This window comes from Wenzhouxiangella marina (assembly GCF_001187785.1).
In the GTDB taxonomy this organism is placed as follows: domain Bacteria; phylum Pseudomonadota; class Gammaproteobacteria; order Xanthomonadales; family Wenzhouxiangellaceae; genus Wenzhouxiangella; species Wenzhouxiangella marina.
Genome location: NZ_CP012154.1, coordinates 1,163,830 through 1,187,510 on the forward strand (window position 1 = coordinate 1,163,830; position 23,681 = coordinate 1,187,510).

The window sequence follows — 23,681 nt, forward strand, 5'->3', positions numbered from 1 at the left end:
CTGTGTCGGAGCGACTAGCTGCCCTCGTTCTGGGTCGGGCGGGGTGGCTCGGCAATGCACTCGGTCTGGCCGGGCTGGGGCTGGAAGAAGCCGGGTGCGCAGGGCGTCTGCGAGGACTGGCCGGGAACGGGCACGAAATGATCCACGTCGGCCAGCAGGCATTCGCTCATCGCGCTTTCCGGCGCGTAGCGTCCCGCAGCGCAGTCGAAGGCGGTCGTCTGTCCGAGCTGGGCCACGAATCGGCCGGGCGGTGCGGCATCGCAGCGGCTCTGGCCGCTGGCGGCAGCGAAGCGACCGACCTCGCAGGCCTGCGCGCTGCTCTGGCCCGTCAGGGCGACGAAGCGCCCCGGCGGGGCCGCATTGCAGCGGCTCTGGCCGCTGCTGGCCTGGAAGCTGCCGATGCTGCAGAGCGTGGCCTGGGACTGCCCCATCGCGGCGACGAAACGCCCGGGCGGCGCCAGGTCGCAGCTGCTCTGTCCACTATTGGCGGCAAATCGGCCGACGGCGCAATTCTGGGCCGTGGTCTGGCCCGGCTGCGGCACGAAGCGTCCGGGCAGCGCTTCTTCGCAGGCGCTCTGCGCGAAGTTGGCCGTGAATCGTCCCGGTGCACAATCCTGGGCAAAGCTCTGACCCGACTGCGCCACGAAACGCCCCGGCTCGGCCGAGTTGCAGCTGCTTTGTCCGCTCTGGGCCGTAAAGCGTCCTGGCGTGCAATCCAGAGCCGAACTCTGGCCGAGTTGGGCGACGAAGCGACCCGGGGGTGCCAGATCACAGGCGCTCTGGCCCGCGTTGGCAGCGAAACTCCCGATCTGGCAGGCCTGAGCGGCAACTTGTCCGGTCAAGGCCACGAAGCGGCCCGGAGGTGCCAGATCGCAGCTGCTCTGACCGGCGCTGGCCGCGAAGCGACCGACCGCGCAGTCCTGGGCGACCGTCTGGCCGGGCTCGGGGATGAAACGGCCAGGCTCTGCCAGGATGCAGGCGCTCTGACCGCTGGCGGCGGTAAAGCGACCCGGGGCGCAATCCTGCGCCGCGCTCTGTCCCGGCTGCGGCACGAAGCGACCGGGCAGGGCCGCATCGCAGGCACTCTGGGCGGCGGCGGCAGAAAACCGTCCCGGGGCACAGTCCTCGGGCTGGGCCTGACCGGGCAGGGCGACGAAGCGCCCGGGCGGTGCGAGATCACAGACACTCTGACCCGCGCTGGCGGCGAAGCGCCCGACGGTGCAGTCCTGGGCGGTGGTCTGGCCAGGTCCGGGCACGAAGCGCCCGGGCAGAGCCTCATCGCAGGCGCTCTGGCCGCTGGCAGCGGCAAAGCGGCCAGCGGCACATTCCAGTGCCGCGCTTTGACCCGTCTGCGCCACGAAACGTCCCGGCAGGGCGTCGTCGCAGCGGGTCAATCCCGATGCGGGAGCGAATCGCCCGACCGAGCAGTCCTGGGCGGCGCTCTGCGCTTCCTGGGCGACGAAACGCCCGGGCGGGGCCTCGGTCTGGGTCGTGGCGGCCGGCATCGACACGAAATGACCGGGGTCGGCCGGCGTCTGTGAGATCGCCCCGCTGGTGGAGACGTAGTAACCCGGCGCCGCGGGCAGCTGGCGGCTCTGGCCGGCGCTGGGGACGTAGAAGCCGGGCTGGGCGAGGATGCAGTCGAGGGGTGCGAAAACGGCCGATTGCTGGTAGCGGTCGCGCAGGATTTCCTCGTCGAAGGCGCCTGCCGGGCAATCGCCTCTGGCCCAGACCGGCTGCGAGAGGGCGGTCACGATGGCGATCGACAGGGCGCTGCGACGCAATGAGCGCAGGGGTCGGGTGCGGCCCGACGGCTTGATTGTCATGGTCCCGAAACTCCTGTTAGTCTGCCGGTCGGCCTGGCCGATGGCGGACTCTGCTCCCTCGAATACCTTGAATAGTCGGACAGACATGCAAGTAAAGTCAAATGGGGCGGGTGCCAGCGGCCCGGCCCGGGTGCGCCGGTGCCTGCACGAGGGACGCCTGGCCGAAGCGGCATCGGTGCTGGCCGCGGCCCTGGCCGAGCGGCCCTCGCTTCCGGAGCGGCCCGAGCTGGTCCGAGATCTGGGCCTGGCCCTGAGCCAGCATGGTTTCCGGGAAGCGGCGCGGCCCTGGCTGGAGGAAGCCCTGACCCACTGGGTCGACGACGAGTCCGTCCAGCAGGCCTGGCAGCGCAGTCGCCCGCCGAGCTGGCTCGAACCCGAGGTCTACGATCCCCTGCAGCAGCGCACCCTGTATCGGAGCTCGCCGCGGGAGGGGTCGAGCTACATCTACACGATCGATGTGGTCGGTACCTGCAACCTGCGCTGCCCGAGCTGCCCGGTGGGCAATCGTCCCGACAGCGAGCGGGCCAGGGGTTTCATGCCCCTCGATCGTTTCACCGCGATCATCGACAAGATCCAGGCCGAAAGCCCGAGCCGCGATCCCGAGATCTGGTTGTTCAACTGGGGCGAGCCGCTGCTCCACCCCGAGCTGCCGGCGATGATCGGGCTGCTCAATGCGCGCGGCCTGCCGTCCTTCCTGTCGACCAATCTGAACGTCCGCAAGGGTCTCGACGCCCTGATCGAGGCCGCTCCGGGCACGATCAAGATTTCACTGTCCGGCTTCAGCGAAGACAGCTACGCCCGAACCCACACCCGCGGCAAGCTGGCCCTCGTGCGCCAGAACCTCGAGCGCCTGCGCGAGCTCATCGATCGGCATCAGGCGCGCACCCGGGTCTGGGTCGGGCAGCACGTGTATCGCCACAACCTGGACGAGGTCGAGGCCGTGGGCGAGCTCTGCCGGGCCCTGGGCTTCGAGCATCGTCCGATCGCGGCCTTCTATCAGCCGATGGAAAAGCTCCTCGATATCGCCGAGGGTCGGATGGTCGACGAGCCGGTGATGAAGCTGATGCTCGAACACCCGGCCGAGTACCTGCCGCGAATCGCCGCTCGCCAGGACCGGCGCTATGACTGCGAGCTGCGATCCAACCAGACCGTCATCAACCACGATGGTCAGGTCGCCCTTTGTTGCAGTGTCTACGAGCCGGAGAACCTGCTCGGCGTGGATTTCCTCACCACGTCCCGCGCCGACATCGAAGCCAGGAAGTACCGCCACCCCACCTGCCAGCGCTGCTACCGGGCCGGCCTGGCCTATCTGCCGTCGAGCCTGTCCAGTAATTTGAGATAGGCGGTTTCCAGATTGGCGGCCAGGCTGCCTGCGTCGGCCAGCGGGCTCGACGCATAGCCATCGATCAGCCGCGCCCTGAGCGCATGGCGGCGCGTCGCGTCCCGGCCCAGCTCGACGGCGGTGTCGACGTAGTCGCGAACCCGGGTCGTCGAGAGTTCAGCCAGGCCCAGCGCCTTCAGCATGGAATGGGTCTGCCTCGAGACCGGACGAAGCTGGGCCAGGGTGATGACGGGCACGCCCATGCTCAGTGCCTCCAGCGAGGTCATGCCGCCGGAGAAGGGAAACGGATCCAGCGCGAGGTCGATCTGCCGATAGGCGCGGAGCAGCTCCTCGTGGCCGCAGGCGCCGAGCAGGCGGAGGCGCTGTGGCTCGACGCCGGCAGCCTGGAATCGTCGGCTCAGGGACGTTCGGACATGGGCATCGGCGAGGGTCTTCCAGCGCAGCTCCAGTTCCGCCTCGGGGAGCGCGCGCAGGATCTCGGCCCAGGCGTCGAGGACTTCCGACTGCAGCTTCGCCGTGTTGTTGAAGCAGCCCAGGCGCAGCGGGCCTGGTTTCCTGGTGAGATCCGGCTCGGGGGCATAGGGCAGGGGGCGGTAGCGGAAGTGGCTGCCCGGCAGCGCATGCACCGCCTCGGCAAAGCCGTGCTCGTGGCCCGCGGGCAGCTGATCTTCCCCCATCAGGAGCGCGTCCAGGCCGGGCGCGCCGATCGCTCCGAACCAGCCCAGAAAGCTCAGCTGCAGCCGCGCCGGCCGGCGCGCCAGCACGCCCAGGCGGTTGTGCGCGGTGTGGCCGGCCAGATCGACCAGCACATCGATCTCGGCCGCGCGCAGGGCCTCGGCCAGGGCCTGGTCCGAGAGGCCGCCGACATCGCGCCAGGGCAGGTCCAGCGCGCGGTATTCCTCGCTCAGCCAGTCGTTGCCGGGCCGCAGGTCCCACAGGCTGGCCTCGACCTGAACGGGGTCATGGGCCGTCAGCACATTGCGCAGGAGGTAGCCCACGGGGTGCGCATAGAAGTCCGGACTCAGGTAAGCGACTCTCAAGGGGCCCGTGCCTGGCTTCGAGGGTGGCGGCGGCAGGGGAGAGTCCGTCAGCTGGCGGCCGAAGCGCAGCGCCATCTCCCGCAGGGCCTGCGAATCGAGTTCGGGATGGTACTGGGCGACCATCATGCGGTTGGAGTGATAGCGAAGCTCCGATGGCTCGATCTCCAGCGCGCGATTGATCGAGGCGAGCGCCTGGGTGGGCAGGCCCAGCTCCATCTGCACCAGGGCCAGCTGGGACCAGGCGTCGGCGTGGCGAGGGTCGAGGCGGACGGCCGTGAGCAGGGCGTCCTGGGCCTGACTGATCTGCCCCGTCTCGCGCGCCACGTGGCTGGCGAACAGATGCGAAGAGGCATCTCCGGGATCCAGTTCGATGGCGGTGCGGGCGGCTTCCTCCGCGTCTTCAAGGCGCCGGGCCTGCAGGTGGCTGGCACCCAGGTTGACCCAGGCGGCCACGTGGCGGTCGTCCAGATTCAGCGCGTGCTCTGCCGCCAGTCGCGCCTGCTCGGTCGCACCGCAGCGCAGCTGCGCATAGGCCAGATTGCTCCAGCTCACCACATCACCCGGCTCGCCCTGAAGGCGGGCCTGGAGTTCGCTTCTGATCTGGTACCAGTCCTGGCTCATGGTGTCTTTTCGTGACTCGATTTCAGCCGCTGGCATCCCCCGCGGCGGCGATACTTACGGTTGGACTAGTAAGCAACCGGTGCAGGGCCACGGTAAGATGATTTCGTCGCAGAATCCACCAGGACAGGCATGTATCGGTTTCGCCCCTCCGAACTGTTCCGAACCCAGGCCGAGATGGACTATCAGGCCTTCACCCTGCCGAACGGGGCGGGCCGCTATCTCGTCGTCGACGATTTCTACGCCGATCCCCTGGCCGTCCGGCGCCTGCTCCTGACCACGCCCTATCCGGCCTGGGAGCGCGACGTGACCGGCGCCAACCTGCAGGCCTACAGCGACTGTCGCCAGAACATCCAGCTGCCTACCCATCAGGTGCAGGACGCCATCCGCGGCCTCTGCCAGCAGGCCCTGGGGATCGCCTTGCCGCGCAACCGCCCGAATTTCGTCACCAATCTGTTCCGCAACGAAGTCGAACCCCCGGTCACGGCGCAGCCCCGGCCGCACGACGACGGACCCTCGGTGGCTGCGATCGTGATGCTCAACTTGCCGGAAGAGTGCGCGGGGGGAACGGCCTTCTACTGCAGCCGCAACCCACCGGTGGCCTGCATGCCCACCGACCCCGCCAGCTACCAGGCCCTGCGCCAGCAGATCTACCTCGGCTCACGCGAGGAGGCCCGGGCCGGCTACTTCCTGGACCAATGGGAAGAGCACTGGCAGCGCATCGCCACCGTCGAGATGAAATTCAACCGCCTGCTCCTCTACCCCGGCCTCCAGTTCCACGGCCACTGGCACGTCCCCGGCAGCTTCACCGAGCACTGGCGCCTCAACCAGACCTTCTTCTTCGACGATCCGGTCTGGGCGGGCTGAGCAAGGGAACGGCCAATCCTCAGGGCTCCGAGCGCAGGTCGCGCTGCCCGCGCCGAGGCTCGAGTGCCCTGGCGTCCTCGGGCTGGTAGTAGGGGTTGTCGTCGTAGCGCCCCTGGAAGGGCGGGTCGGTCAGGTAATTCGGCTTCTGCGCGATCATCGGTGGCGCGCCGGCCAGCGTCAGCAGCATTTCGTCGCTGTCGAGTTCGAGGATGTCCGAGTAGCCGTATTTCAGGGTCAGCTGGGCGATCTGGTCGGCCAGCAACGGCGTGGTGATGCCGAAGTACTGGTGCGCCCGGCAGTTGTTGTACATGGTCTCCCAGTCGTTCGGATACAGGCGCTTGAGCTGGCTCAAATCCTGCCAGAAGCTCCAGGTCTGCAGGCCGAAGCCGCGCAGCAGGGTGATCGCCTGCCTGAGCGGCGGGAAGTGGCCGAGCTGGGCCGCTTCGTCGAGGATGAACAGGGTGTTGCGTTCGACCTTGGAACGCCGGCGCAGGATCAGCTTGATCAGGCAGGAGATCCAGATGCGCAGCAGGGCGCCGTGGCTCTCGAGCTTCTCCGGCGGAATGAGCAGATAGATGGAGACCGGATCGCCACGGGTGATCGCCGCCAGGTCGAAATCACTGTCGCCGGTGGCGGTCTTGACCTGCTCGCCGCTCATGAAACCCAGGTTGGTCTGCGACATGGCCTGGATCGAGGCCGCCATGCGCTCCGCCGAATGGCTGAGAATGGCAACGGTCTGGCGCACCGCCTCGACGCGTGAGTTGGCCATTTCCTTGAGCGTGAACTTGAAGTCGTCCTCGCTCTGATTGAGCAGATAGTGCACTTCGCCCAGGTTCCTCAGCACCGGTGCCCGGCAGGTTGCCACGTGCAGGATCAAGCCGGCCAGCAGCTGCTTGCCGCGTACATGCCAGAAGGGGTCGCGATCGTTGGAGGTCTGATAGCTCAATGCCTCGGCGAGCATGTCGGCGTCTTCGGCTGCTGACGGCAGTCGACCGTCGATCAGATCCAGCGGGTTGAATCTGGCGTTGGGATGGTCATCGGCGATCGTGTCGAAGGGATCGAGGCAGATCACCTGCTGGCCCATCTCGCGTCGCCGGCGGTGGGTGACGGCGTAGTTCTCGCCCTTCGGGTCGATGACGATCACCGGCCCCTCGTAGTGCAGCAGGTTGGGGATGACCGCGCTGACGCCCTTGCCGCTGCCGGTCGGGGCGAAGGTCATGAAATGGCCGCTGCTGGCGTGCAGCACGGGACGCAGGGTTTCAGGGGAGCTTCTCGCGACACTCGCGAAGCCCATCGGCGGCGGATGATCGCTGGCGTCCAGTGACCAGCCGAGCAGCACGCCCGACTCATCGAGGTGCTCGGGGACGGTCAGCGGCGGTTTGCGAGTCGGTATGTCCATGGTGCGCAGTCCTTGAAATGCCTTCGATAGGGGCTCAATCGCCGGCCTCGCCGTCGCCCAGTTCGCGATCGTTTCGCTCCAGTCGCGGCTCGGACAGGGTTTGTGCCAGCGCCCGGCTCAACAGCAGGTAGCCATCGCGCGGATCGTGCTTGCCGTAGGGCGTGCCGGTGACGACCGTGTGGCCGGCGATGCGCCGCAGCTGCATCCGCCCCGGCGCCGGCGAATTCTCGCTGTCGAATCCGCTCAACGACAGGGCCCTGACCGCCGCCATCGCCTCCGGCGTGACTCGATGGATGACAGGCACGGTCGCATCGATGGGCAGATGCACCCGGTTCCAGGTCTGAACCATGGCGGCCATCGGAACCGGGTCCTGATGCTCGATGAGCAGGCTGGATTCGATGATCAGGTCCTGACTGCCCGCGTAATCCGCGTGCGCGCCGACCAGAAAGCCGGACCAGTAGTGTCCCCGCTGCTCGTCGAGCAGCACCAGCAGGGGCAGGCCGTCGTTCTGTCCCGAAGCGCATTCGCCCGGATTGAACAGAGCGATGTCGCCGCAGGCGGGCGTGCGGGCTTCCGGGCGGGTCGCCACGTGGCGGCGGATGGCATCGGCCAGCCAGCTTGGCGGCGCATGGGCCTGGTCGAGTGCCGATGGCGCCTCGGCCGAGTGCGTCGATCCGGACGGAGACTCGGGTTCCATGGCCTGCTCGCGGGGCTCGCCGAGCCAGTTCGCGTAGGCGTCTTCGATCACGCTCAGGGAGGGATGCAGCTGAGTCATGCGGGCATTCCTCCCATTCCTGCGACCTCGGCCAGGCCGCGATCACGGGCCTCGTGAAAGGCCGCCAGGCAGAGGCGGTCGAAGGCCTGCCGGATTGCTTCGATATTGTCCTCGTCCAGCTCGATGCCGTTGGTGCTCAGCCATTGGCCGATCATCGTCTCGCCGAACTCCGAAAAGGACTCGAAGCCGCCGCGCGGCGGTGCGATGCCGAGCTGGCGGGCCTTGTAGTGGTAGGACGGAATCTGGAACTGCTGGTGGACCTTTGACAGGGGCAGGCGGTCACGTCCGCCGCAGAAATGCAGGGCCAGATAGACGACCACCCAGTTCTCGGCCCCGCGCATGAAAGCGATCGCGCTGGCCTGCAGCGGATTCCCATCTCTATCCCCATCGCTGTCGTCGATGGGGCAGGTCAGGTCGGTGGAGGCTTGGATCGATGCCGATGGATCGATGAAGGCGGGATTGTGGTTCACCGCGTCCGGCACATTGTCTTCGGCGCCTTCGTAGCCCTGCACTTCACGGCGTCGACCGATCTTGCGCAATTGATCGCGCAGGTAGTTGCGGTAGAACACGCGCAGGCCGCCCCGGGTCAGCTCCCTGCTCATCGCCGCATTGCCTCGAATCGCCGGCATCAGCACCTTGTCGGCGAAGAAGGAATCGCGCCAGGCGCTGGCGTTCTCGCGTGACAGCACGGCGTCGAACTCCTCGCCCGGTGGCGCGGCGGCCAGTTCAGCCATGACCAGCGCATGGAGTCGGGTCCATTCGGCCTCGTCCAGCGCATCGCGGCGGGCCCAGAGCCCGGCCAGTTCCTCGAAGGCATCGCTCATCGAGACGCAGGACGCGACGTGAACGCGCGGCGGCTCACCACATACCGATCTACAGACATCGAATCTCCCCACCGATTCATCGAATGAAATCAACAACCACTGACAAACGCCTCCCCGAGGATAGCGATTCGTCCCCGCCCGGGCAATCGCTGCGCCGTCCAGGCGCGGCGCCGACCCTTGATCGAGTCCGGCTGGCCAACGGGCCGCTGCCTTGAAGAAGTGCGTGTCCATGCCTGTTCAACGCCGCCCACACCGCTGGATTTGAACTGACGACGAGAAAAGCGCCTTGAATCCCTCGCTTTTGAAAATCCCCAGCCATGGCGCGTTGACCCCTTGCTCGACTCATCCAGAACGAACAAGGGAGAACAGCATGACCAACAACAACCAAAGCGACAACGACAACTCGACACCCGCCAAGACTCCAGCGCCAGCCACCGAACCGCCGGCACCGATCCGTAGCGAAGCGGCCCCGCAGCGGCCGGTCGAGGAGAGTCCCATGGGCGAGTTCCTCGCCTTCCGGCGCTTCGCCACGCCGGTGCTGGTCAAGATCGCCTTCTGGATCGGCACCCTGGTCTGCCTGGTGCTGGGCATGAACACCATCGATGCCGCCAACCAGGGCTGGCGTGGCACCAACGCCGCCATGGTCTGGACCGGCGTCCTCACCATCACCCTCGGCCCCCTGCTGCTGCGGATCGCCGGCGAACTGATCCTCGTCGTCTTCCGCATCAACGAGCGTCTCGCGGCACTGGAGCCTCACCGATGAGCGCGCCGAGCCATCCCATCCGCCAGGCCTCAGCGGCCCCATCACCCCGTTCCCATCGCCCTACAAGGAGACCATCCATGACCCGATCGCTCATTCAATCCGCCCTGCTGCTCGCCGCTACGAGCCTGCTGCTCGCCTGCGGCGGATCGCCCGGCCCGGATGCCGATGAACTGGAAGCCGAACTCGTCGCCCGTGTGCTGCCCGCCTCCTGGCAGATCGAGTCGCTGTCGATCAGCGCCGCCGAGAACACGGGTAGCGAAGTCGAGCCGATCATCACCACGCGCTTCGAGCTGGAACTGGAGCTTCAGCAGGACCTCTACGAGCCGGCCTTCTCCAGCCAGCCCCTGGAGAGCGAAGGCGGCCGCACCGCGCGCCACATCGCAGGCCGGCGCGTGATCGAGAAAGTGCGCAGCGAAGGCGATGAGGAAATCGTCTTCGGCCTGGCCAGATCAGTGCGCCGCGGCGAGGGTTGGCAGACCCTCTTCGAGCTTGAGAGTATGCCCTGGCGCTACGCCGGCGAACCCCTGTCGGGATTCGGCAACGACTACGTCATCGCCGGCTCCGAGCAGGAGACCGAGCTGATCGCAGAGGTGGAAGAGGCCTGGCGGGCCGAGCAGGAACGATTGGCTGAAGCCGAACGCCGTGAGCAGGAGGCCCTGGCCGCGACCAACCAGGCCATCCTCGAGTTGCTGGGCAGCGGTTTCGCCGAGCTCGAAGCCGAGCGCAACGGCGACTTCGTCAACGCCATCGCCGAGTTCCAGCCCCCGGGCCAGATCGAGCGCCGCTTCGATCTGCCGATCGTCTTCGCCGGTGCGACCTACACCTACCACGCCATCATCCGCGACGGCCGCCTGCGCCTGACCGACCCCGAAGGCAACTGTCGCGTCGAGCTGCAGCTACTCGCCAGCGGCGAGCAGCTCGAGGGCGTGTCCACCTGCTCCCTGATGCCCGGCGCCATCGCCTGGGTGCCGACCAGCGAAGCGGCGCTGAGCGCTAAATATCAGGAGGCCAACCAGCAGCTCCTTGCCTTCTTCCAGTCCGCGCGATCCAACGGAACCCTGAGTTTCACCGAACGCAACCTGACCTTCGGCGGCAGCAATACCTTCACGATCGAAATCACCGGCATCGAAGGGACGACGATCAATCTCGATGGCTACCGCTACGGGCGCAAACAGTGGTCCGCCGTCTGGTATATCCAGTACGGGAAGATCCGCAGCCGAACCACCGACGCCTTCTGGTATTTCCTGGAGTATCGCTCACCCGAAGCCCTGGAGGGTCGTCGTTACAACAATCGCCCGAATCGCCCGATCGGCCTGGAACTCCGCCGCGGCTGATGAGAAAGGCGCAGCAAGCAATCGCTCCCGGCCCGAGGGCCGGGGATGACGACCCATCGCTCATGCCGAGTCCTTTATCGATGTCGACCGTTTCACATTTCTCCTGCGACCGGTTTGTGCCGACGGCGCGTCTTTGCTATAACCAGAACCGTGGGCAAAGTTGGCAACAGGGGCGCGGTGCCGAGCAGATCGGTCCGTCGAGCAGGGGAAGCTGTCGAATCGATGACGGCGATTCCATGTGCGAAGAAGTCGGCCGCCTCGGTCGTGCAATTTGCGCTTTTCTCACGCTGATTGCGCTCAAGTACAAGGGCGCGAGAGAAGCAAGTTGGATAATTTGTCCTTCTAGATTCTGACAGAAAACCACCTGAATCCTGGAACCCCCGGGAGGATGTGAACTGAATTGGCTAATACACAGCAGAACCATGGCCAGTCGCAAACAGGACATCCTGAACGTAGGGGATTTTTATGTATAAAAAGCAGAAATCTTTTGGTTCCACAACGCGCTTTCTCTGAATTTGTAGCTTGTAGTCAATAGGAGTTCTAGAAGATGCCGCTACCTCCGCCAACAGCCCCTCGGGCTAGAGAACTTCCCAAAGATATCTTTGTGAACCGAGGGTCAACGATCAAATGGGTTAATGATCTGTACAGGAAAGTGTCGCAGAGTCGATCTTCGGAGCTTGCGTTGATATTGGGCAAAGGTGGGGAAGGAAAGACGACTCTGAAGCAGTATCTGGTCAATAAGGTCCTTATAAAAAACACCGATTTCAGAAAGCCTTTGATTGTAGACGTTGATCTGAAGGACCTGACTCCCAACCAAACTCCGGATGCTGTAGAGCTTTTGGTTCGCATAAGAAACAAGCTCACCCAAGAAGGCCTTGCTCTCCCGCTGTTCGACTTTGCAATACATGCCCTATGGTCTGATGCCCAACGCTCCGAGGGGGAGGCCAAATTAGACAAGCGAAATTTAAAGCTAGAGTTGGAGGAAGGTATCGTAGAAGTCGGTAGGGACGTGATTGCCGAGTTCATAGAAAACGGAGAGAATGTTTCTATAAAGCTCCTTCGATTCGGATTGAAACAACTCAATGAGCGTCTGTACCGAAGACGCAAGCTCCAGGCGCGATCTCAAGATCATTTTGATTTTATTGAATCACTGCTTAAAGAACAGATCATCGACAAAGAGAAGCTTGAAAAGCGCCTGCCGGAAATACTTGCGGATGATATTGAATTTCTGCTGAGTAATTGGGGGGCGAAGAAAGCTAGAACCCTTGTGGTTGTTTTTGACGAGTTCGAGCGTGTATTCGATGGCCACGAGCGAATTCCCAGCGATACGCTCCGGCGGATTGACAACGCGATCAACCTGATCGTTGCTACTTTGCGTACTCGAACGCTCTCGATTATTTTCAGTAGAAGAGCGCCGAACTGGGGCGAAACAAGCAAGGAGTGGGAGGCGTATCTTTCAAAGCAGACACGCAAGCTGCATGGCATTCCCCTTCAAGATGCCAGGGAGTGGGTTCGTTGCGATGTGGATGATGATTTGCTGGTTCCAGTGATTCTTGCAAATGCCGGTGAGGATACTGATGGTGCAGAGCATTACTATGCGCTCCTGATTCGCTATCAGCTTGAACACATAGTTCCGAGGATCAAGCGCGGGGAGCGGATCGATGTTCGCAGTCTTGATATTCGCGACCGCGCCTTTGACGATCGTAAGCGTGAGATTATTAGTCGAGTCCTTCGCGACTACGATAGGCGGCTTAGGGCTGTTATCGAAGAGTTTTGTTACGTCGACTACTTTAATGAGGCGCTATTTAATGAGGTGATTGGGCAAATAGGAGCATCAGGTAAGCGCTCTAAATTCAGTGCTCTAACAAGTCTCTCCGTAATTCGCGAGCGAGGGAATGGCTTTTACGAAGTCACACCCGCTGTCGCCGACATTATTCGTTCTTCAGTCCCTGAGGAGGAGGGTCGGCGTATATATGAGAGACTTCTGGAGTCGTTGAATCGATTGATAGAGGTCCCGTACTCCGGGAAGTTTAGCTACCAGAATGTTCAGGCAGTCTCCATGGCGGTTTCAATTGCTTTTCGTGTCGATCATGATCGTGCGATTGAAATCGCGAGAAAGGCTGGTTCGCATTCGGCGTCAGCGGGATACGCGCGGCAATTAATAGATATATGCGATGAGCTCCGTGATCGTCTCCTATTGTCCGGAGATTTGAATGATCGCCGGGATCAGTCCTTGCTTGCACTTCGCGCGAGTCTTGATCTGAGCTTGGGAGACAACAGGCTTGCATTCGAGTTGATATCAAAGCATGAAAATGGCGATATCAAGCTCAGGGCGGTTGATGTCAGGTGGATGATTCTTTTGGCGCGATCGTTTGAGGATGCGGAGAGGGTTTTTAATGCTTTCGAGGCAGCGATTAGAGCTGCCCGTGGCGGTGTCCGTTCGCAGTACGTTTCGCTCGTCAGAGCCATGATAAAGAAGTCGCCAACCTCGGATATTCAGGACAAGTATATAGAGTTGCTTTTTGAGATCGATGAGCACGTAGATTCCTGGGTTCTTCGTTCGATGATCCGCCGCGCATCAGGCTTTGAAGAGGCGTGGAGGTTGGTGCTGGATCATTCATTTATCAAGATGGATCATAAGCATGTTGGCTTCCTGATGCAGAAGTACGAAACGAGAGAAGATCTGGAAAATATCAAGGAGCTGATGTCAGAGCATGGAGTTCAATTGAATCAGGTTCATCGGAACATATTGTTCCAAAAGAGGAGCATCGTGGATCCTGATGATGTTTTTCAAGGTTTTGAGGACGAGCGAAGGAAGCGTAGAAATATTGTTTCATATACGCAGGAGATCAACGTTTCTTCGAATTTTGAAGAGGCTCATGAATTGTTTGTTTCTATGATTGAAGAGGGTATTGTTCCTGACTATCGGGCAATCGGTACACTTGCTGAAAAAGTTGGGGATCCTGAAGATCGACGGGCTTTTCTTGACTCGATAGACTCTTTCGCGGATAGAGGTAATTGGGTCCAGTTTCAGGCCCTGCTTCATCAAGTTGACGATCTAAGGGAATGCCTTGATGCCGTCCAAGAGTTATTGGCTTTCGGCGTCGAAATGAAGCTTGGGTTCGCAAAGCGCATTGGTGACGCATGCCAAAGGTATGCAAGAGGACCTGAAGTTTCATTTGACGAGATCTCTCAACATCGTTTGAGATTTGATTCTCTTTGTGAGCGCTTCGATGCCGCGGAAGGCGCTCTGGAGGAATGGGATCAACGTATTTTGGTGGTGCTGAAGCGTGATGATGTCGCGCGCAATTATTTCGCTGAATATCTCAAGCCCCTTGGTGTTCAATTGCGCGCGCAAGCGTTGCGCCGAATGATGCTGGCTGAGACTGATTTTGATTCGGCAATGCAATGGGTTGTGGCCCTGAGAGGATCTGACTCCACAATAGCGCCGGATGTGGTTACCTCGCTGGCAAAGAAATGCCGTGATTGGTCTGATTCGAAGCAGGTCTTGGAGCTTGCTGAACAACAGCTAGTGCCTGTGGCGGGGCTGGTTTCGGCAATTCTCCGAGCACAGTCCGAGGATCCTCTGGCGGTTCAGAACAGCATCAAGCGTCTTATGGATCGTTTCGATCGCGAACCTTTGGAGGCGGCGTTACAAGAGCCCGGAGCCATTCGGGCGATGATTGTTTGGAGTCAATCGCCCGACATGCTGGATGCTGTGATTGATCTGGCGAGAAAGTTGGATATTGCTCCGACAGCTAGCGTTATTGTACGAATTGCCGAGCTCAGTCAGGCCCTGACGGAATTTGCACATAGGATGAGGAGACTTCCGCCGCCGGATGGTGTGTTTTCCCCTCGCATAGCAACAGCGCTGGTGCCGCTTCTGGGGGCTACGCTGGATGGATCGGATTTGCATGCCCTGGCGGGATTATGGGGAATGAGCAAAGAGGATATCCGCGTCTCTCTCGAAATAGGTCGTGAGAAGATACTAGGAAGTTGAGGGCTTATGTTCTGAAGTGGCTAATGGCCTATAAGGAGCCAAGAGTGGCTCTCGTTTCGGGGTTGAGGGTTGCAGGTGTACTAGGGCGCTGCCTGGATCATTTTTTGGGTCTTTTCAAAAATTCTCTTTCTGTGGCGTTTCCTAGATCCTTCACCGAAAGGACGGAGCATGACGCGACTCGAGAGCGAAGTAATTTCAATCACCTCTGATCCACCCCCAACCCCCATCCTCGGCTGGCAACGCTCGGCCAGCCCCAACCCCGGCTTCGGCTTCCAGCGCAAGTCCACAGGTTCATCCCCTCCCGGGCGTAGGCAGGCCATCGAGGCGGGCAGCGAGGGCCATCTGATGACCATTGCCCCGACCGGTTCGGGCAAGGGGCGGTCGGTGATCATTCCGACCCTGTTGTCCTACACGGGGCCGGTGATCGTGGTGGATCCCAAGGGGGAGAACTACCAGGTCACGGCCAGGCGGCGGCGGGAGATGGGGCAGGCGGTGTTCAAGCTCGATCCCTTCGGGGTGACGGGGGAGGACAGCAGCTGCTTCAACCTGATCGACACCATCGACGTCGATCATGTCTCGGCCTACGACCAGGCGGTGGCGATGGCCGAGCTGATCGTGGCCAATCGCAGCCTGCGCGACCCCTTCTGGGACGACAGCGCCCGGCTGTTGACGGGGGCGCTGATCCTGCACGTGGCCACGGCCCGGCCGCCGGTGCTTCGTAATCTGAGTGAGGTGTTCTACCTGCTCAACCAGACCACGGAGGACATGGCGTTCACGATCAAGGAGCTGCAGAAGTCCAAGAATGAAATGGTGCGCTTCATGGCCTCGGGTTTTTCGGCGACGGAAGCCAGGGTCTGGGCCAGCATCCTGTCGACGGCCAGGGCATCCACGGGGGTGTTCAACGGGCCGGCCTTCGGCCAGATCAGCGGCAACAGCGAGATTCCCCTGGATGGCATCGTCCGCGGGGATCCGATCAGCATCTACCTGATCCTGCCGCCGGAAAAGCTCGACAGCCACGGCAGCCTGCTTCGGGTCTGGATCGGCAGCCTGATGGATCAGCTCTGCAAGCGCCGCCACCAGGTGCCCGAGCCGACCCTGTTCATTCTCGACGAGGCCGCCCAGCTCGGCGAGCTCAAGCAGCTGCGCCGGGCTGTGACCCTGCTGCGCGGCTACGGGGTGCGGACCTGGAGCTTCTGGCAGGATCTCAGCCAGCTCCAGAGCCTCTACCCGGACTGGGAAACGCTCTACAACAACACGCGCTACATCCAGACCTTCGGCGCCACCACGCATCTGTTGGGGGCCTCGCTCAGCCGCCTGCTGAATCTGCCCGGGGATGTCGATCCATTGAAGTTGACGCCCGGCGAGCTGATCCTCGCCGAAGCCGGGTGCCCGGCCCGGGTGGTGCTCAAGCCCGACTACCTGAAGGACGCCTGCTTCCGGGGGCACTACGACGACAACCCCTTCTACCAGCCCGCCTTGCCCGTGCCGGCACTGGCGGAATCAGCGAGCCAGGTGGTGCCGATCGAGCCCCGGGCCGCCGATGATCCCGAGTCCGAGCGAGACGAGCCCACCGACCCGGGCCGCGCCGACTGATGGCGCGGCCCGACGGCCCCAAAACCCCGCCGATCCGCCTGCTGGTGGTCGAGGACAATGCCGAGCGCATCGCGCGGTTCGAGCGCTGGATGCCGCCGGACGTGCGCGTGACCTTCGCACGCAGCGCGGGGCGTGCGATGCGCATCATCGAGCTGGATGCGGGCCGAGTCTACGCCGGCATGCTCCTCGATCACGATCTCGACGATCAGAACGCCTCGGACGATGAGCTGGGCCTGACCGGTCGCCACGTGGTCGACCGGATCATCCGCCACACGGACCCGGACGCGGCCATGCTGGTGCACTCGATCAACCCGGGCGGGGCGAGGATGATGGTGCGCCGCCTGGAGCTGGCGGGCTTCTGGGTGACCCGGATGCCGTTCCCCGTGCTCAGCGAAGCGAAGCTCAGGACCTGGATCGACGAGATCAGGAGCTACTGGCGGCCCTAGCAGAGCCCGGAAAAGAAAAAGCCTGCGCCGGGAGGCGCAGGCTTTTTTGATCGGCCGGATGGCCGGAACTCGGTGGTGGGCGATGGTGGGATCGAACCACCGACCCCTGCCGTGTGAAGGCAGTGCTCTCCCGCTGAGCTAATCGCCCCGAGCCGCGTATTGTAGGCGGCCAGGATAATCGAGGCAAGGCCTGTCTGCCCGATCAGTCGTCCCGGTCGTGCGAGGCTTCCAGCACACGGTAGGCGGCCGGCAGCACGATCAGGGTCAGGATGGTGGAGACCAGCAACCCCGAGATGATTGCCCAGGCCATGGGCGGCCAGAGCGTCGACTGGGTCCAGGTCAGGGGCAGCAGACCGGCGATGGTGGTGGCGGTGGTCAGCAGAATCGGGCGAATGCGTCGGGCGACGGCGGCGGGGATGGCCTGGTCGAGATGCAGGCCGTCGGCCACGCCGGCTTCGATGCGGTCGATCAGCACAATGGCGTTGTTGACCACGATGCCGATCAGGGCGACGACGCCGAGCATGGCGGTGAAGCTGAAGGGCTGGCCGCTGAGCAACAGGCCAGGGACCACGCCAGCCGCAGCCAAAGGCACGGTCAGCAGGACCAGGCCAGTCAATTTCAGACTGTTGAACTGCCACATGAGAAAACCCAGCAGGGCCAGCAGGCCGATGGGCAGGGTGCTGAACAGGGCCTGGTTGGCGTTACTGGCTTCGGCCGCGGCGCCGCCAGGCACGACGCGCACGCCCTCGGGGAGTTCGAGTTCGGCCAGGGCCGGTTCCAGCGCCTGCCAGATCTGGCCATAGGTGACGCCCGGGTCGGTCTCGGCCAGGACGGCGGTGGTCAGCTGCAGATCGCGGTGCTCGATCACCGCCGGGCTCAGGCTCATGCGCATCTCGACGAAGGCATCGAGTGGTCGCGGGCCGTTCGGCGTATCGACCACCAGGCCGGCCAGGGCTTCGTGCGGAAGGCGCTCGCCTTCGCGCGAGCCCAGCAGCAGGGGCAGGGGTTCGCGTTCGGCGCGCCAGGTCGAGACCTGCTGACCGCGGCTGGCCCGGGCCAGCACTTCGGCCAGGGCATCGCGGCTGACGCCCTGGCGGGCGGCTTCGGCCTCGTCGATCAGGACCTCCAGGGTCGGCAGACCCTGGCCCAGACGGTGGCGGACATCGCGGGCGCCGGGGATGTCGCGCAGGGCGTCCATCACCGAATGCGCCGCGGCGCGCAGGGCCTGGGTGTCGGGGCCGAACAGGCGGACTTCGACCGGGGCGTCGACGGGCGGGCCCTGGCCGAGTCGGCGGGCCACGATCTGCGCTTCGGGGATGCGATCGGGAATGTAGCGGTCGATCCATTCGATCAGGGCGGGCAGTTCGCGATCGGAGTCGGTGATGGCCACCAGGCGGGCCATGTGCGGCGCGTTCCGGGTCTCCATCAGGTTGTAGTAGAAGCGCGGGCCGCTGAAGCCGGCGAAGACCTTCACATCGCGAACGCTGGGCTGGGCGAGCAGCTCGTTGGCCACGTCACGGGCGTGCAGCAGGGTGGTCTCGGTGCGCGTGCCCTCGGGAAAGTTCAGGTCCACGATCAGCTGGTTGCGATCGGTGCTGGGGAAGAAGTCGCGCGGCAGGAAGTTCGCCAGGGAGATCATCGCCACGACCAGCAGGGCGCTGCCGCCCAGCACGGCCCAGGGGCGTCGATCGCTGAGCTGGCCGAGCTCGCGGCCGAGTTGCTCCAGGCGAGCGGACTCGCGGGCACTGCCGGCGCGCAGCAGGCTCGGCGCGATCGCCGGCGTGACCAGCACGGCATAGGCGTAGCTGACCACCAGCACGAGCATCACCATGATCGGAATGCCGCGGGTGAAATCGGCCGTGTCCCCGTGCGAGAGCAACAGGGGCAGGAAGGCGGCCAGGGTCGTGCCGGTGGCGGCGGCCAGCGGGCCGGCCAGCTCGCGCGCGGCGGCCATGGCGGCCTGGGCGGGTTTCTTCCCTCGATCGATATGCCATTGCAGGCTCTCGACCATCACGATGGCGTTGTCGACCAGCATCCCTAAGGCAATGACCATCCCGGCCACGGACATCTGATGAAGGATGCCGCCGCCGAGGGCGTAGATCGCCAGGCCGGAGAGCGTGACCAGGGGCAGCAGGGCCGCCACGATGACGCCCATCCGCCAGCCCATGGCCCAGAGCAGGATGGCGGCCACGATCAGTACGCCGAGCAGTAGCGAACGGCCGAGCTCGCCGAGGCGCTGCTCGACCCAGCGCGGCTGGTAGAACATCTCCTCGATCGTGAGCGGGGCGTAGTTCGGCGCGACCTCCTCGATGCGTTCGCGCACGGCCTCGCCGAAGTGCACGGCATTGACGTGGTGGCGCGGAATGACGACGCCGAGGGCGACGACGGGCTGGCCGTTGAATTCGATGCGCTCGCCCACCGGTTCGGCCGGCTGGAGCTGCAGATCGGCCAGTTCCCCGAGCGTGTGCAGGCGGCCCTGAGCGTCGGCCACGGGCAGGGCGGCGAGTTCTTCCAGGCTGCCGAGATCGCTGTCGGACTGGATGATCAGATTGCGCTCGTCCACCACCAGAGCGCCGCCGGGCACGACCCGGTTGGCGCGCTGGATCGCCTGAGCCAGCTGGTCCATGCTCAAGCCCGCGGCCAGCAGTCGGGCCGGATCGACGCGGACCCGGAGCTCTTCGTCCGGGCTGCCGATCAGGTCGATGCGGCCGATGCCCGGCACCGTGAACAGGTCGCGGCGGAGCTGTCGGGCCGCGTCCAGGAGCTCGATCAGATCGTCGCTGCCGCCGATGGCCAGGACGATGCCGTGGGTGTCCATGGAGCGGTCACGAAGGTCGATCGGTCCGGCCCGCTCGGGCAGGCGGCGCTCGGCCCGATCGATGGCCACGCGGATCCGGTCCCAGACGCTGTCCGTGTCGTAGACGTTCGATTTCAGGCCGACGATCAGCTGGGCGAATCCGAAGCGGGCCGTCGAGCGGATCTCGCGGACCTCGTCGACGGTGGCCAGCTCGTTCTCGATCAGCTCGATGACCTGGGTCTGGATGCGCTCTGGCTCTGCGCCCGGCCAGGGCACGAGAACATGTCCGTATCGATAGGGGAAGAAGGGGTCCTCCTGCCGGTCCATGCTCAGCCAGGCGCTCAGGCCCAGGATCGAGAGCAGGGCGACGACCGTGAGGATCATCGGTCGCCGGCGCATCACCGTGTCCATGATGTTCATGGCACGACCCGAACGAGGTCATCATCAAGCAGGCGCCCGTGGCCGGCCACGACCACGCGGTCGCCCTCGGCCAGCTCGCCCTCGACATCGACCCAGCCGCCGCGCAGGCGCCCGGGCGTGACTTCGACGGCCAGCGCGCGGCCGTTCTCGACCCGGAACAGGCGGCTCTGACCCGAGGGCGACTGGATCAGGGCCGACAGGGGCACGCTCAGACGCGCCGGCTCGGCCAGGTCCAGGACCACGTTCACGGCCAGGCCCGAGTGCCAGTCGGATTCGTGGCCTGAGGCCAGTTCGATGATGATCTCGGACGGACGGCCCGGCTGGCTGCTGCCGATCTCGCGCACCCGGCCTGCGATCTGTCGGGTGCTTTCGCGGGCCTGGACGAGCACGTCCTGGCCGAGTTCGAGTCCCTGGCTGCGCTGGGCGGCCAGCTGCACGGCGGCTTCGAGCTCGCCATCGCCGACCAGGCTGAGCACCGGCTGTCCGGCGCTGACGAACTGACCGGCTTCGAGCATCCATTCGCTGACCCGGCCGGCGTAGGGCGCACGCAGGGTGGCTTCGTCGAGTTGCTCGCGGGCCTCGCTCAGGGCGGCTTCGGCCTGGAGCAGGGCCTGAGCGGCGGCATCTCGACGCGCCACGTTGCGCTCCAGTTCTTCCGTGGGCACGAGGTTTCGCTGGTGCAGGTCCTGGAGGCGTTCCACTTCCCGCTCGAGCTGCTCGAGATTCAGTCGCGCCTCGCGGCTGCGGGCTTCGGCGGCTTCGGCACCCGGCATCAGGGCCGGGTTGTGCAGTACCGCCAGAATCTGCCCCTCGCTGACGCGCTCGCCCAGGGCCACGCGTCGCTCGGCCAGCTGACCGGCGTGCAGGAAGGCGAGTTCGCCGCGCTGGCGTGCCCGCAGAACGGCGGGCAGCTGCACGCGTCGGAGCGGTTCGCTCTGGCGCACGTCGGCCACCCGGACCGGGTAGGCGGACGGATCGGTCTCGGGCGCGACCAGGCTCGTCTCCTCGGCCTGAAGCAGCGGCCAGCCGAACAGGAGGGCAGCGACGAAGATGGCGAATAGAGCGATCGATGAACTGGCCGGCCGGTCAGTTATCCGGCGGAGCGAATCTTTCAGTCGGAGCGTTCGTTTCATATCGGGCTCGGCGTGTCGTTCAGGCTTGGTTGGCTTCGGGGCGGGGCAGCAGCCCCTCCATCAGGACCTTGAGGAAATCGTCCAGGAACTCCTGGTCCTGGCCCATGCCGGGCCAGGCGCGGTGGTGCTCGCGCGCCTGGAACCATTGGGTGCACAGGCTGATGAACATGGTCACCACGTGGGTCGGGTTGACGTCATCGCGCAGCAGGCCGTTCTCCTGGGCCTGGCGGATGCGCTGGGCACCCAGGCGGACCAGGTCGGCGTCCAGATGGCTGCAGCTGGTGTCCCCTTCGAGGTGGGTCCAGCCGAACAGGCGCACCACGCGCGGGTTGTCGCGCAGGAATTCGAAGTAGGACGTGACGCCCCGGATCAGCAGGTCCGGGCCGGGGGAGTCGGTGGCGTCGAGGTCGTCCTTCTGATCCTGGTAGTACTGGCCGAAGGCCTTTTCCTTGACGGCCTCCCAGAGCGCCTCCTTGCCACCGAAGTGGTGGTGGATCAGGCTCTTGGTCACGCCGCTCCTGACCGCGATTTCGCGGATGGACACGGCGGCGAAGCCGCGGTCGATGAACAGATCGAAGGCCGCGTCCAGAATCTGGCCACGGGTGCGGTCGGCGTCTCGGATGGCAGCGTCGTTCATGCGGCGCAGTGTACTACTAACTGGCCGACCGGTCAATTAGTGTCCGTGCACACAAGTTGTCTGAAAAAGCGATACGCTATACTCGATTCTCGAGCCTGCGAGGGGGTCGGTAGTGAGCATCATTTCATGGGATGAATTCCGGCGTCAGCAGCAGGGCGAGTACGAGCTGACGATCACGCCCGACGAGCTTCGCATCGGCGACTTCATCGTTCGAGTGGATACGCTGGATGGGGTTCCACCGATCACGCCTCGCGGCCAGCGCGTCGAATCCTTCGATCAGAAGCAGTTGTTCCAGCGCCACTGCAAGCGCGTGGTCATCGACCTCCAGCGCTGCCTGAACCGGCGCACCAGCGGCACGGAAGCGAGTCTGTCCAGTGCCGGTGCCCTGCCCAGGCTGACGGGCAAGCTCGATGCCCTGCGGAACAGCGAGATCACCGCGACCCGCCTGGTCGAGGCCTGGCAGGTCTACCGCCGCCTCAGCCTGGTGGCGCAGGCGCAGATCCTGAGTTTCCATCGCCATGGCCACATCGACGTCGCCGACGCCAAGGACGCCGTCGAGGAGCTGCTGGAAGCGGTGCCCGATCATCTGGCCTGCCTGATCTGGTTCACGCACATCAAGGAACCCAGTCGCTACGCCTTCCAGCACGGGCTCAATACCGCGCTGCTGACGGCCGGCCTGGCCCACGCGGCCGGCTGGACGGGCAAGGTGGCCGAGACCCTGGTGCTGGCGGCCCTGACCCATGACCTGGGCATGATGCGCATCAGCCTCCAGACCCTGCGCAAAAAGGACGCCCTGTCCGCAGCCGAGCGGGACCATATCCGCCTGCACACGCGCATGGGCCACGAGCTGCTGGCGCAGAACGATGGCCTGCCCGACGCGGTGGCCAGCGTGGCGCTTTATCACCATGAACAGGCCGACGGTCGCGGTTATCCCGAGGGCCTGACGCGCGAAGGGATTCCTGCCATGGCTCGCCTGGTCAGCGTGATCAGCGCCTACCAGGCCATGACCACGCCCAGGTTTCATCATGGCGCGATGTCGCATCAGCAGGCCCTGGGCGAGCTGTGGAAGCTGCGCGGCAAGCAGTTCGACGAGGAGGCGGTGGATGCCTTCTCGAAGTTTCTCGGCTGGGCCCCGCCGGGCACCCTGATGCGCCTGGCCGATGGCCGTCGTGCCGTGGCCCTGCATGCCGTCGATGGGCAGCGTCGGCCGCTGGTGCGCCTGCTGCATCACCGAGGCGAGGAATTCGTGTTCGGTGTCGAAATCGATCTGAACGATGGTCCGGTCAGCGCCGGTGCGGACGGGCAGGGCGTCGTTCTGCTGGCCGATGGCTCGGGCGGGGTGAAGCACCGCGAGCTGACGCGGAAACTGCCGCCGGCCCTGGCCCCGCATACGGCGGGCACGGCCGATGAGTCGTCGCCGACCCAGCCGCGCAGGGAACGTCGGCAGCGGCCGCGAGTGGACGCGCCGCGGGGCACTCGGATCCTGGTGGTCGACGACTCGCGCACGATTCGCGAAAGCCTGCGTCACATGCTCGAACAGAGCGGCTATCGGATCCACCTGGCGGAAAGCGGCGAGCAGGGCCTGGAGCTCGCCGAGCGGGAGCGGCCGGACCTGATCATCCTCGACATCATCCTCCCCGACATCAGCGGCTTCCGCGCCCTGCGGCGGCTGCGCAAGCACCCCGGGACGCGCGATCTGCCGGTGATCATGATCAGCGGCAATTCCGGTGCGGTGGAGAAGTTCTTCCTGCAGCGCGTCGGCGCCGACGACTTCATCCAGAAGCCCTTCGGACGCTTCGAGGCCTTCAGTGCGATCGAGCGCCTGATCCGCGCCGGCGCCCTGGGCCGCCGCCTGGCCGGCTGAGCG

The 23,681-nt window shown here is 64.4% G+C and carries 16 protein-coding genes and 1 tRNA gene; 8 read left to right on the forward strand and 9 right to left on the reverse strand.

Features of this window, described 5'->3' with window-relative positions; genetic code table 11:
• Nucleotides 1–14: 14 nt before the first annotated feature.
• Nucleotides 15–1,826 carry a hypothetical protein gene (locus WM2015_RS04965; protein ID WP_156200876.1) on the reverse strand — a complete coding sequence of 604 codons (1,812 nt, stop codon included), beginning with the start codon at nt 1,824–1,826 and terminating at the stop codon, nt 15–17.
• Nucleotides 1,827–1,911: 85 nt separating this feature from the next.
• Between WM2015_RS04965 and WM2015_RS04970 the strand changes: the two genes are divergently transcribed.
• A complete protein-coding gene (locus WM2015_RS04970; RefSeq protein ID WP_169751100.1) occupies nt 1,912–3,168 on the forward strand; it encodes a radical SAM protein in 1,257 nt (418 codons plus the stop codon).
• Here WM2015_RS04970 and WM2015_RS04975 read toward each other — a convergent pair.
• On the reverse strand, nt 3,132–4,829 hold the full coding sequence (locus tag WM2015_RS04975) for an O-linked N-acetylglucosamine transferase, SPINDLY family protein (protein WP_049725011.1): 1,698 nt from the start codon (nt 4,827–4,829) through the stop codon (nt 3,132–3,134). The two genes, WM2015_RS04970 and WM2015_RS04975, sit on opposite strands and share 37 nt — an antisense overlap.
• Nucleotides 4,830–4,958: 129 nt before the next feature.
• On the opposite strand from WM2015_RS04975, the gene WM2015_RS04980 reads away from it, so the two are divergent.
• Nucleotides 4,959–5,693, forward strand: a complete 735-nt coding sequence (locus tag WM2015_RS04980) for a DUF6445 family protein (RefSeq protein WP_049725012.1) — start codon at nt 4,959–4,961, stop codon at nt 5,691–5,693.
• 19 nt (nt 5,694–5,712) lie between these two features.
• Here the strand turns inward: WM2015_RS04980 and WM2015_RS04985 are convergent, their stop codons facing one another.
• From WM2015_RS04985 to WM2015_RS04995, 3 genes are read right to left on the reverse strand one after another with little or no spacing between them, the layout of a single operon-like run.
• The gene (locus tag WM2015_RS04985; protein ID WP_049725013.1) at nt 5,713–7,092 is read right to left on the reverse strand and encodes a type IV secretory system conjugative DNA transfer family protein; all 1,380 of its coding nucleotides are present in this window, start codon (nt 7,090–7,092) and stop codon (nt 5,713–5,715) included.
• Nucleotides 7,093–7,126: 34 nt separating this feature from the next.
• A complete protein-coding gene (locus tag WM2015_RS04990) occupies nt 7,127–7,867 on the reverse strand; it encodes a hypothetical protein (protein WP_049725014.1) in 741 nt (246 codons plus the stop codon).
• Nucleotides 7,864–8,691, reverse strand: coding sequence for a hypothetical protein (locus tag WM2015_RS04995; protein ID WP_049725015.1), 828 nt, complete (start codon nt 8,689–8,691; stop codon nt 7,864–7,866). The genes WM2015_RS04990 and WM2015_RS04995 overlap by 4 nt, the downstream gene beginning before the upstream one ends.
• A 370-nt stretch (nt 8,692–9,061) precedes the next feature.
• Here WM2015_RS04995 and WM2015_RS05000 point away from each other — a divergent pair, with 370 nt between their 5' ends.
• From WM2015_RS05000 to WM2015_RS05025, 5 genes are all read left to right on the forward strand, one after another.
• A complete protein-coding gene (locus WM2015_RS05000; protein ID WP_049725016.1) occupies nt 9,062–9,454 on the forward strand; it encodes a DUF4282 domain-containing protein in 393 nt (130 codons plus the stop codon).
• Nucleotides 9,455–9,531: 77 nt separating this feature from the next.
• Nucleotides 9,532–10,788 (forward strand): hypothetical protein, encoded by a 1,257-nt coding sequence (locus WM2015_RS05005; protein ID WP_049725017.1) that lies wholly within the window; start codon nt 9,532–9,534, stop codon nt 10,786–10,788.
• Nucleotides 10,789–11,470: 682 nt separating this feature from the next.
• Complete coding sequence (locus WM2015_RS15785) at nt 11,471–14,788, forward strand: hypothetical protein (protein ID WP_169751101.1); 3,318 nt, start codon at nt 11,471–11,473, stop codon at nt 14,786–14,788.
• A 168-nt stretch (nt 14,789–14,956) separates the two neighbouring features.
• Nucleotides 14,957–16,381: a type IV secretory system conjugative DNA transfer family protein gene (locus tag WM2015_RS05020; RefSeq protein WP_082169465.1), complete on the forward strand. Its 1,425-nt coding sequence runs from the start codon at nt 14,957–14,959 to the stop codon at nt 16,379–16,381.
• Complete coding sequence (locus WM2015_RS05025; protein ID WP_049725021.1) at nt 16,381–16,827, forward strand: cyclic-phosphate processing receiver domain-containing protein; 447 nt, start codon at nt 16,381–16,383, stop codon at nt 16,825–16,827. The genes WM2015_RS05020 and WM2015_RS05025 overlap by 1 nt, the downstream gene beginning before the upstream one ends.
• Before the next feature lie 73 nt (nt 16,828–16,900).
• Here the strand turns inward: WM2015_RS05025 and WM2015_RS05030 are convergent.
• The 4 genes from WM2015_RS05030 to WM2015_RS05045 form a co-directional block, all read right to left on the reverse strand.
• Nucleotides 16,901–16,975, reverse strand: a tRNA-Val gene (locus WM2015_RS05030).
• A 54-nt stretch (nt 16,976–17,029) separates the two neighbouring features.
• Nucleotides 17,030–20,044, reverse strand: coding sequence for an efflux RND transporter permease subunit (locus WM2015_RS05035; RefSeq protein WP_049725022.1), 3,015 nt, complete (start codon nt 20,042–20,044; stop codon nt 17,030–17,032).
• Nucleotides 20,041–21,177: an efflux RND transporter periplasmic adaptor subunit gene (locus WM2015_RS05040; RefSeq protein WP_049725023.1), complete on the reverse strand. Its 1,137-nt coding sequence runs from the start codon at nt 21,175–21,177 to the stop codon at nt 20,041–20,043. The genes WM2015_RS05035 and WM2015_RS05040 overlap by 4 nt, the downstream gene beginning before the upstream one ends.
• A 19-nt stretch (nt 21,178–21,196) precedes the next feature.
• Nucleotides 21,197–21,814 (reverse strand): TetR/AcrR family transcriptional regulator, encoded by a 618-nt coding sequence (locus WM2015_RS05045; RefSeq protein WP_049725024.1) that lies wholly within the window; start codon nt 21,812–21,814, stop codon nt 21,197–21,199.
• Nucleotides 21,815–21,926: 112 nt separating this feature from the next.
• On the opposite strand from WM2015_RS05045, the gene WM2015_RS15570 reads away from it, so the two are divergent.
• Nucleotides 21,927–23,678 carry a response regulator gene (locus WM2015_RS15570; protein WP_082169466.1) on the forward strand — a complete coding sequence of 584 codons (1,752 nt, stop codon included), beginning with the start codon at nt 21,927–21,929 and terminating at the stop codon, nt 23,676–23,678.
• Nucleotides 23,679–23,681: the final 3 nt, after the last annotated feature.

Bases quoted from the DNA above. Each gene is read 5' to 3' on its own strand.
- WM2015_RS04965 (WP_156200876.1), bottom strand. From the start codon at position 1,826: ATGACAATCAAGCCGTCGGGCCGCACCCGACCCCTGCGCTCATTGCGT.
- WM2015_RS04970 (WP_169751100.1), top strand. From the start codon at position 1,912: ATGCAAGTAAAGTCAAATGGGGCGGGTGCCAGCGGCCCGGCCCGGGTG.
- WM2015_RS04975 (WP_049725011.1), bottom strand. From the start codon at position 4,829: ATGAGCCAGGACTGGTACCAGATCAGAAGCGAACTCCAGGCCCGCCTT.
- WM2015_RS04980 (WP_049725012.1), top strand. From the start codon at position 4,959: ATGTATCGGTTTCGCCCCTCCGAACTGTTCCGAACCCAGGCCGAGATG.
- WM2015_RS04985 (WP_049725013.1), bottom strand. From the start codon at position 7,092: ATGGACATACCGACTCGCAAACCGCCGCTGACCGTCCCCGAGCACCTC.
- WM2015_RS04990 (WP_049725014.1), bottom strand. From the start codon at position 7,867: ATGACTCAGCTGCATCCCTCCCTGAGCGTGATCGAAGACGCCTACGCG.
- WM2015_RS04995 (WP_049725015.1), bottom strand. From the start codon at position 8,691: ATGAGCGATGCCTTCGAGGAACTGGCCGGGCTCTGGGCCCGCCGCGAT.
- WM2015_RS05000 (WP_049725016.1), top strand. From the start codon at position 9,062: ATGACCAACAACAACCAAAGCGACAACGACAACTCGACACCCGCCAAG.
- WM2015_RS05005 (WP_049725017.1), top strand. From the start codon at position 9,532: ATGACCCGATCGCTCATTCAATCCGCCCTGCTGCTCGCCGCTACGAGC.
- WM2015_RS05020 (WP_082169465.1), top strand. From the start codon at position 14,957: ATGACGCGACTCGAGAGCGAAGTAATTTCAATCACCTCTGATCCACCC.
- WM2015_RS05025 (WP_049725021.1), top strand. From the start codon at position 16,381: ATGGCGCGGCCCGACGGCCCCAAAACCCCGCCGATCCGCCTGCTGGTG.
- WM2015_RS05035 (WP_049725022.1), bottom strand. From the start codon at position 20,044: ATGAACATCATGGACACGGTGATGCGCCGGCGACCGATGATCCTCACG.
- WM2015_RS05040 (WP_049725023.1), bottom strand. From the start codon at position 21,177: ATGAAACGAACGCTCCGACTGAAAGATTCGCTCCGCCGGATAACTGAC.
- WM2015_RS05045 (WP_049725024.1), bottom strand. From the start codon at position 21,814: ATGAACGACGCTGCCATCCGAGACGCCGACCGCACCCGTGGCCAGATT.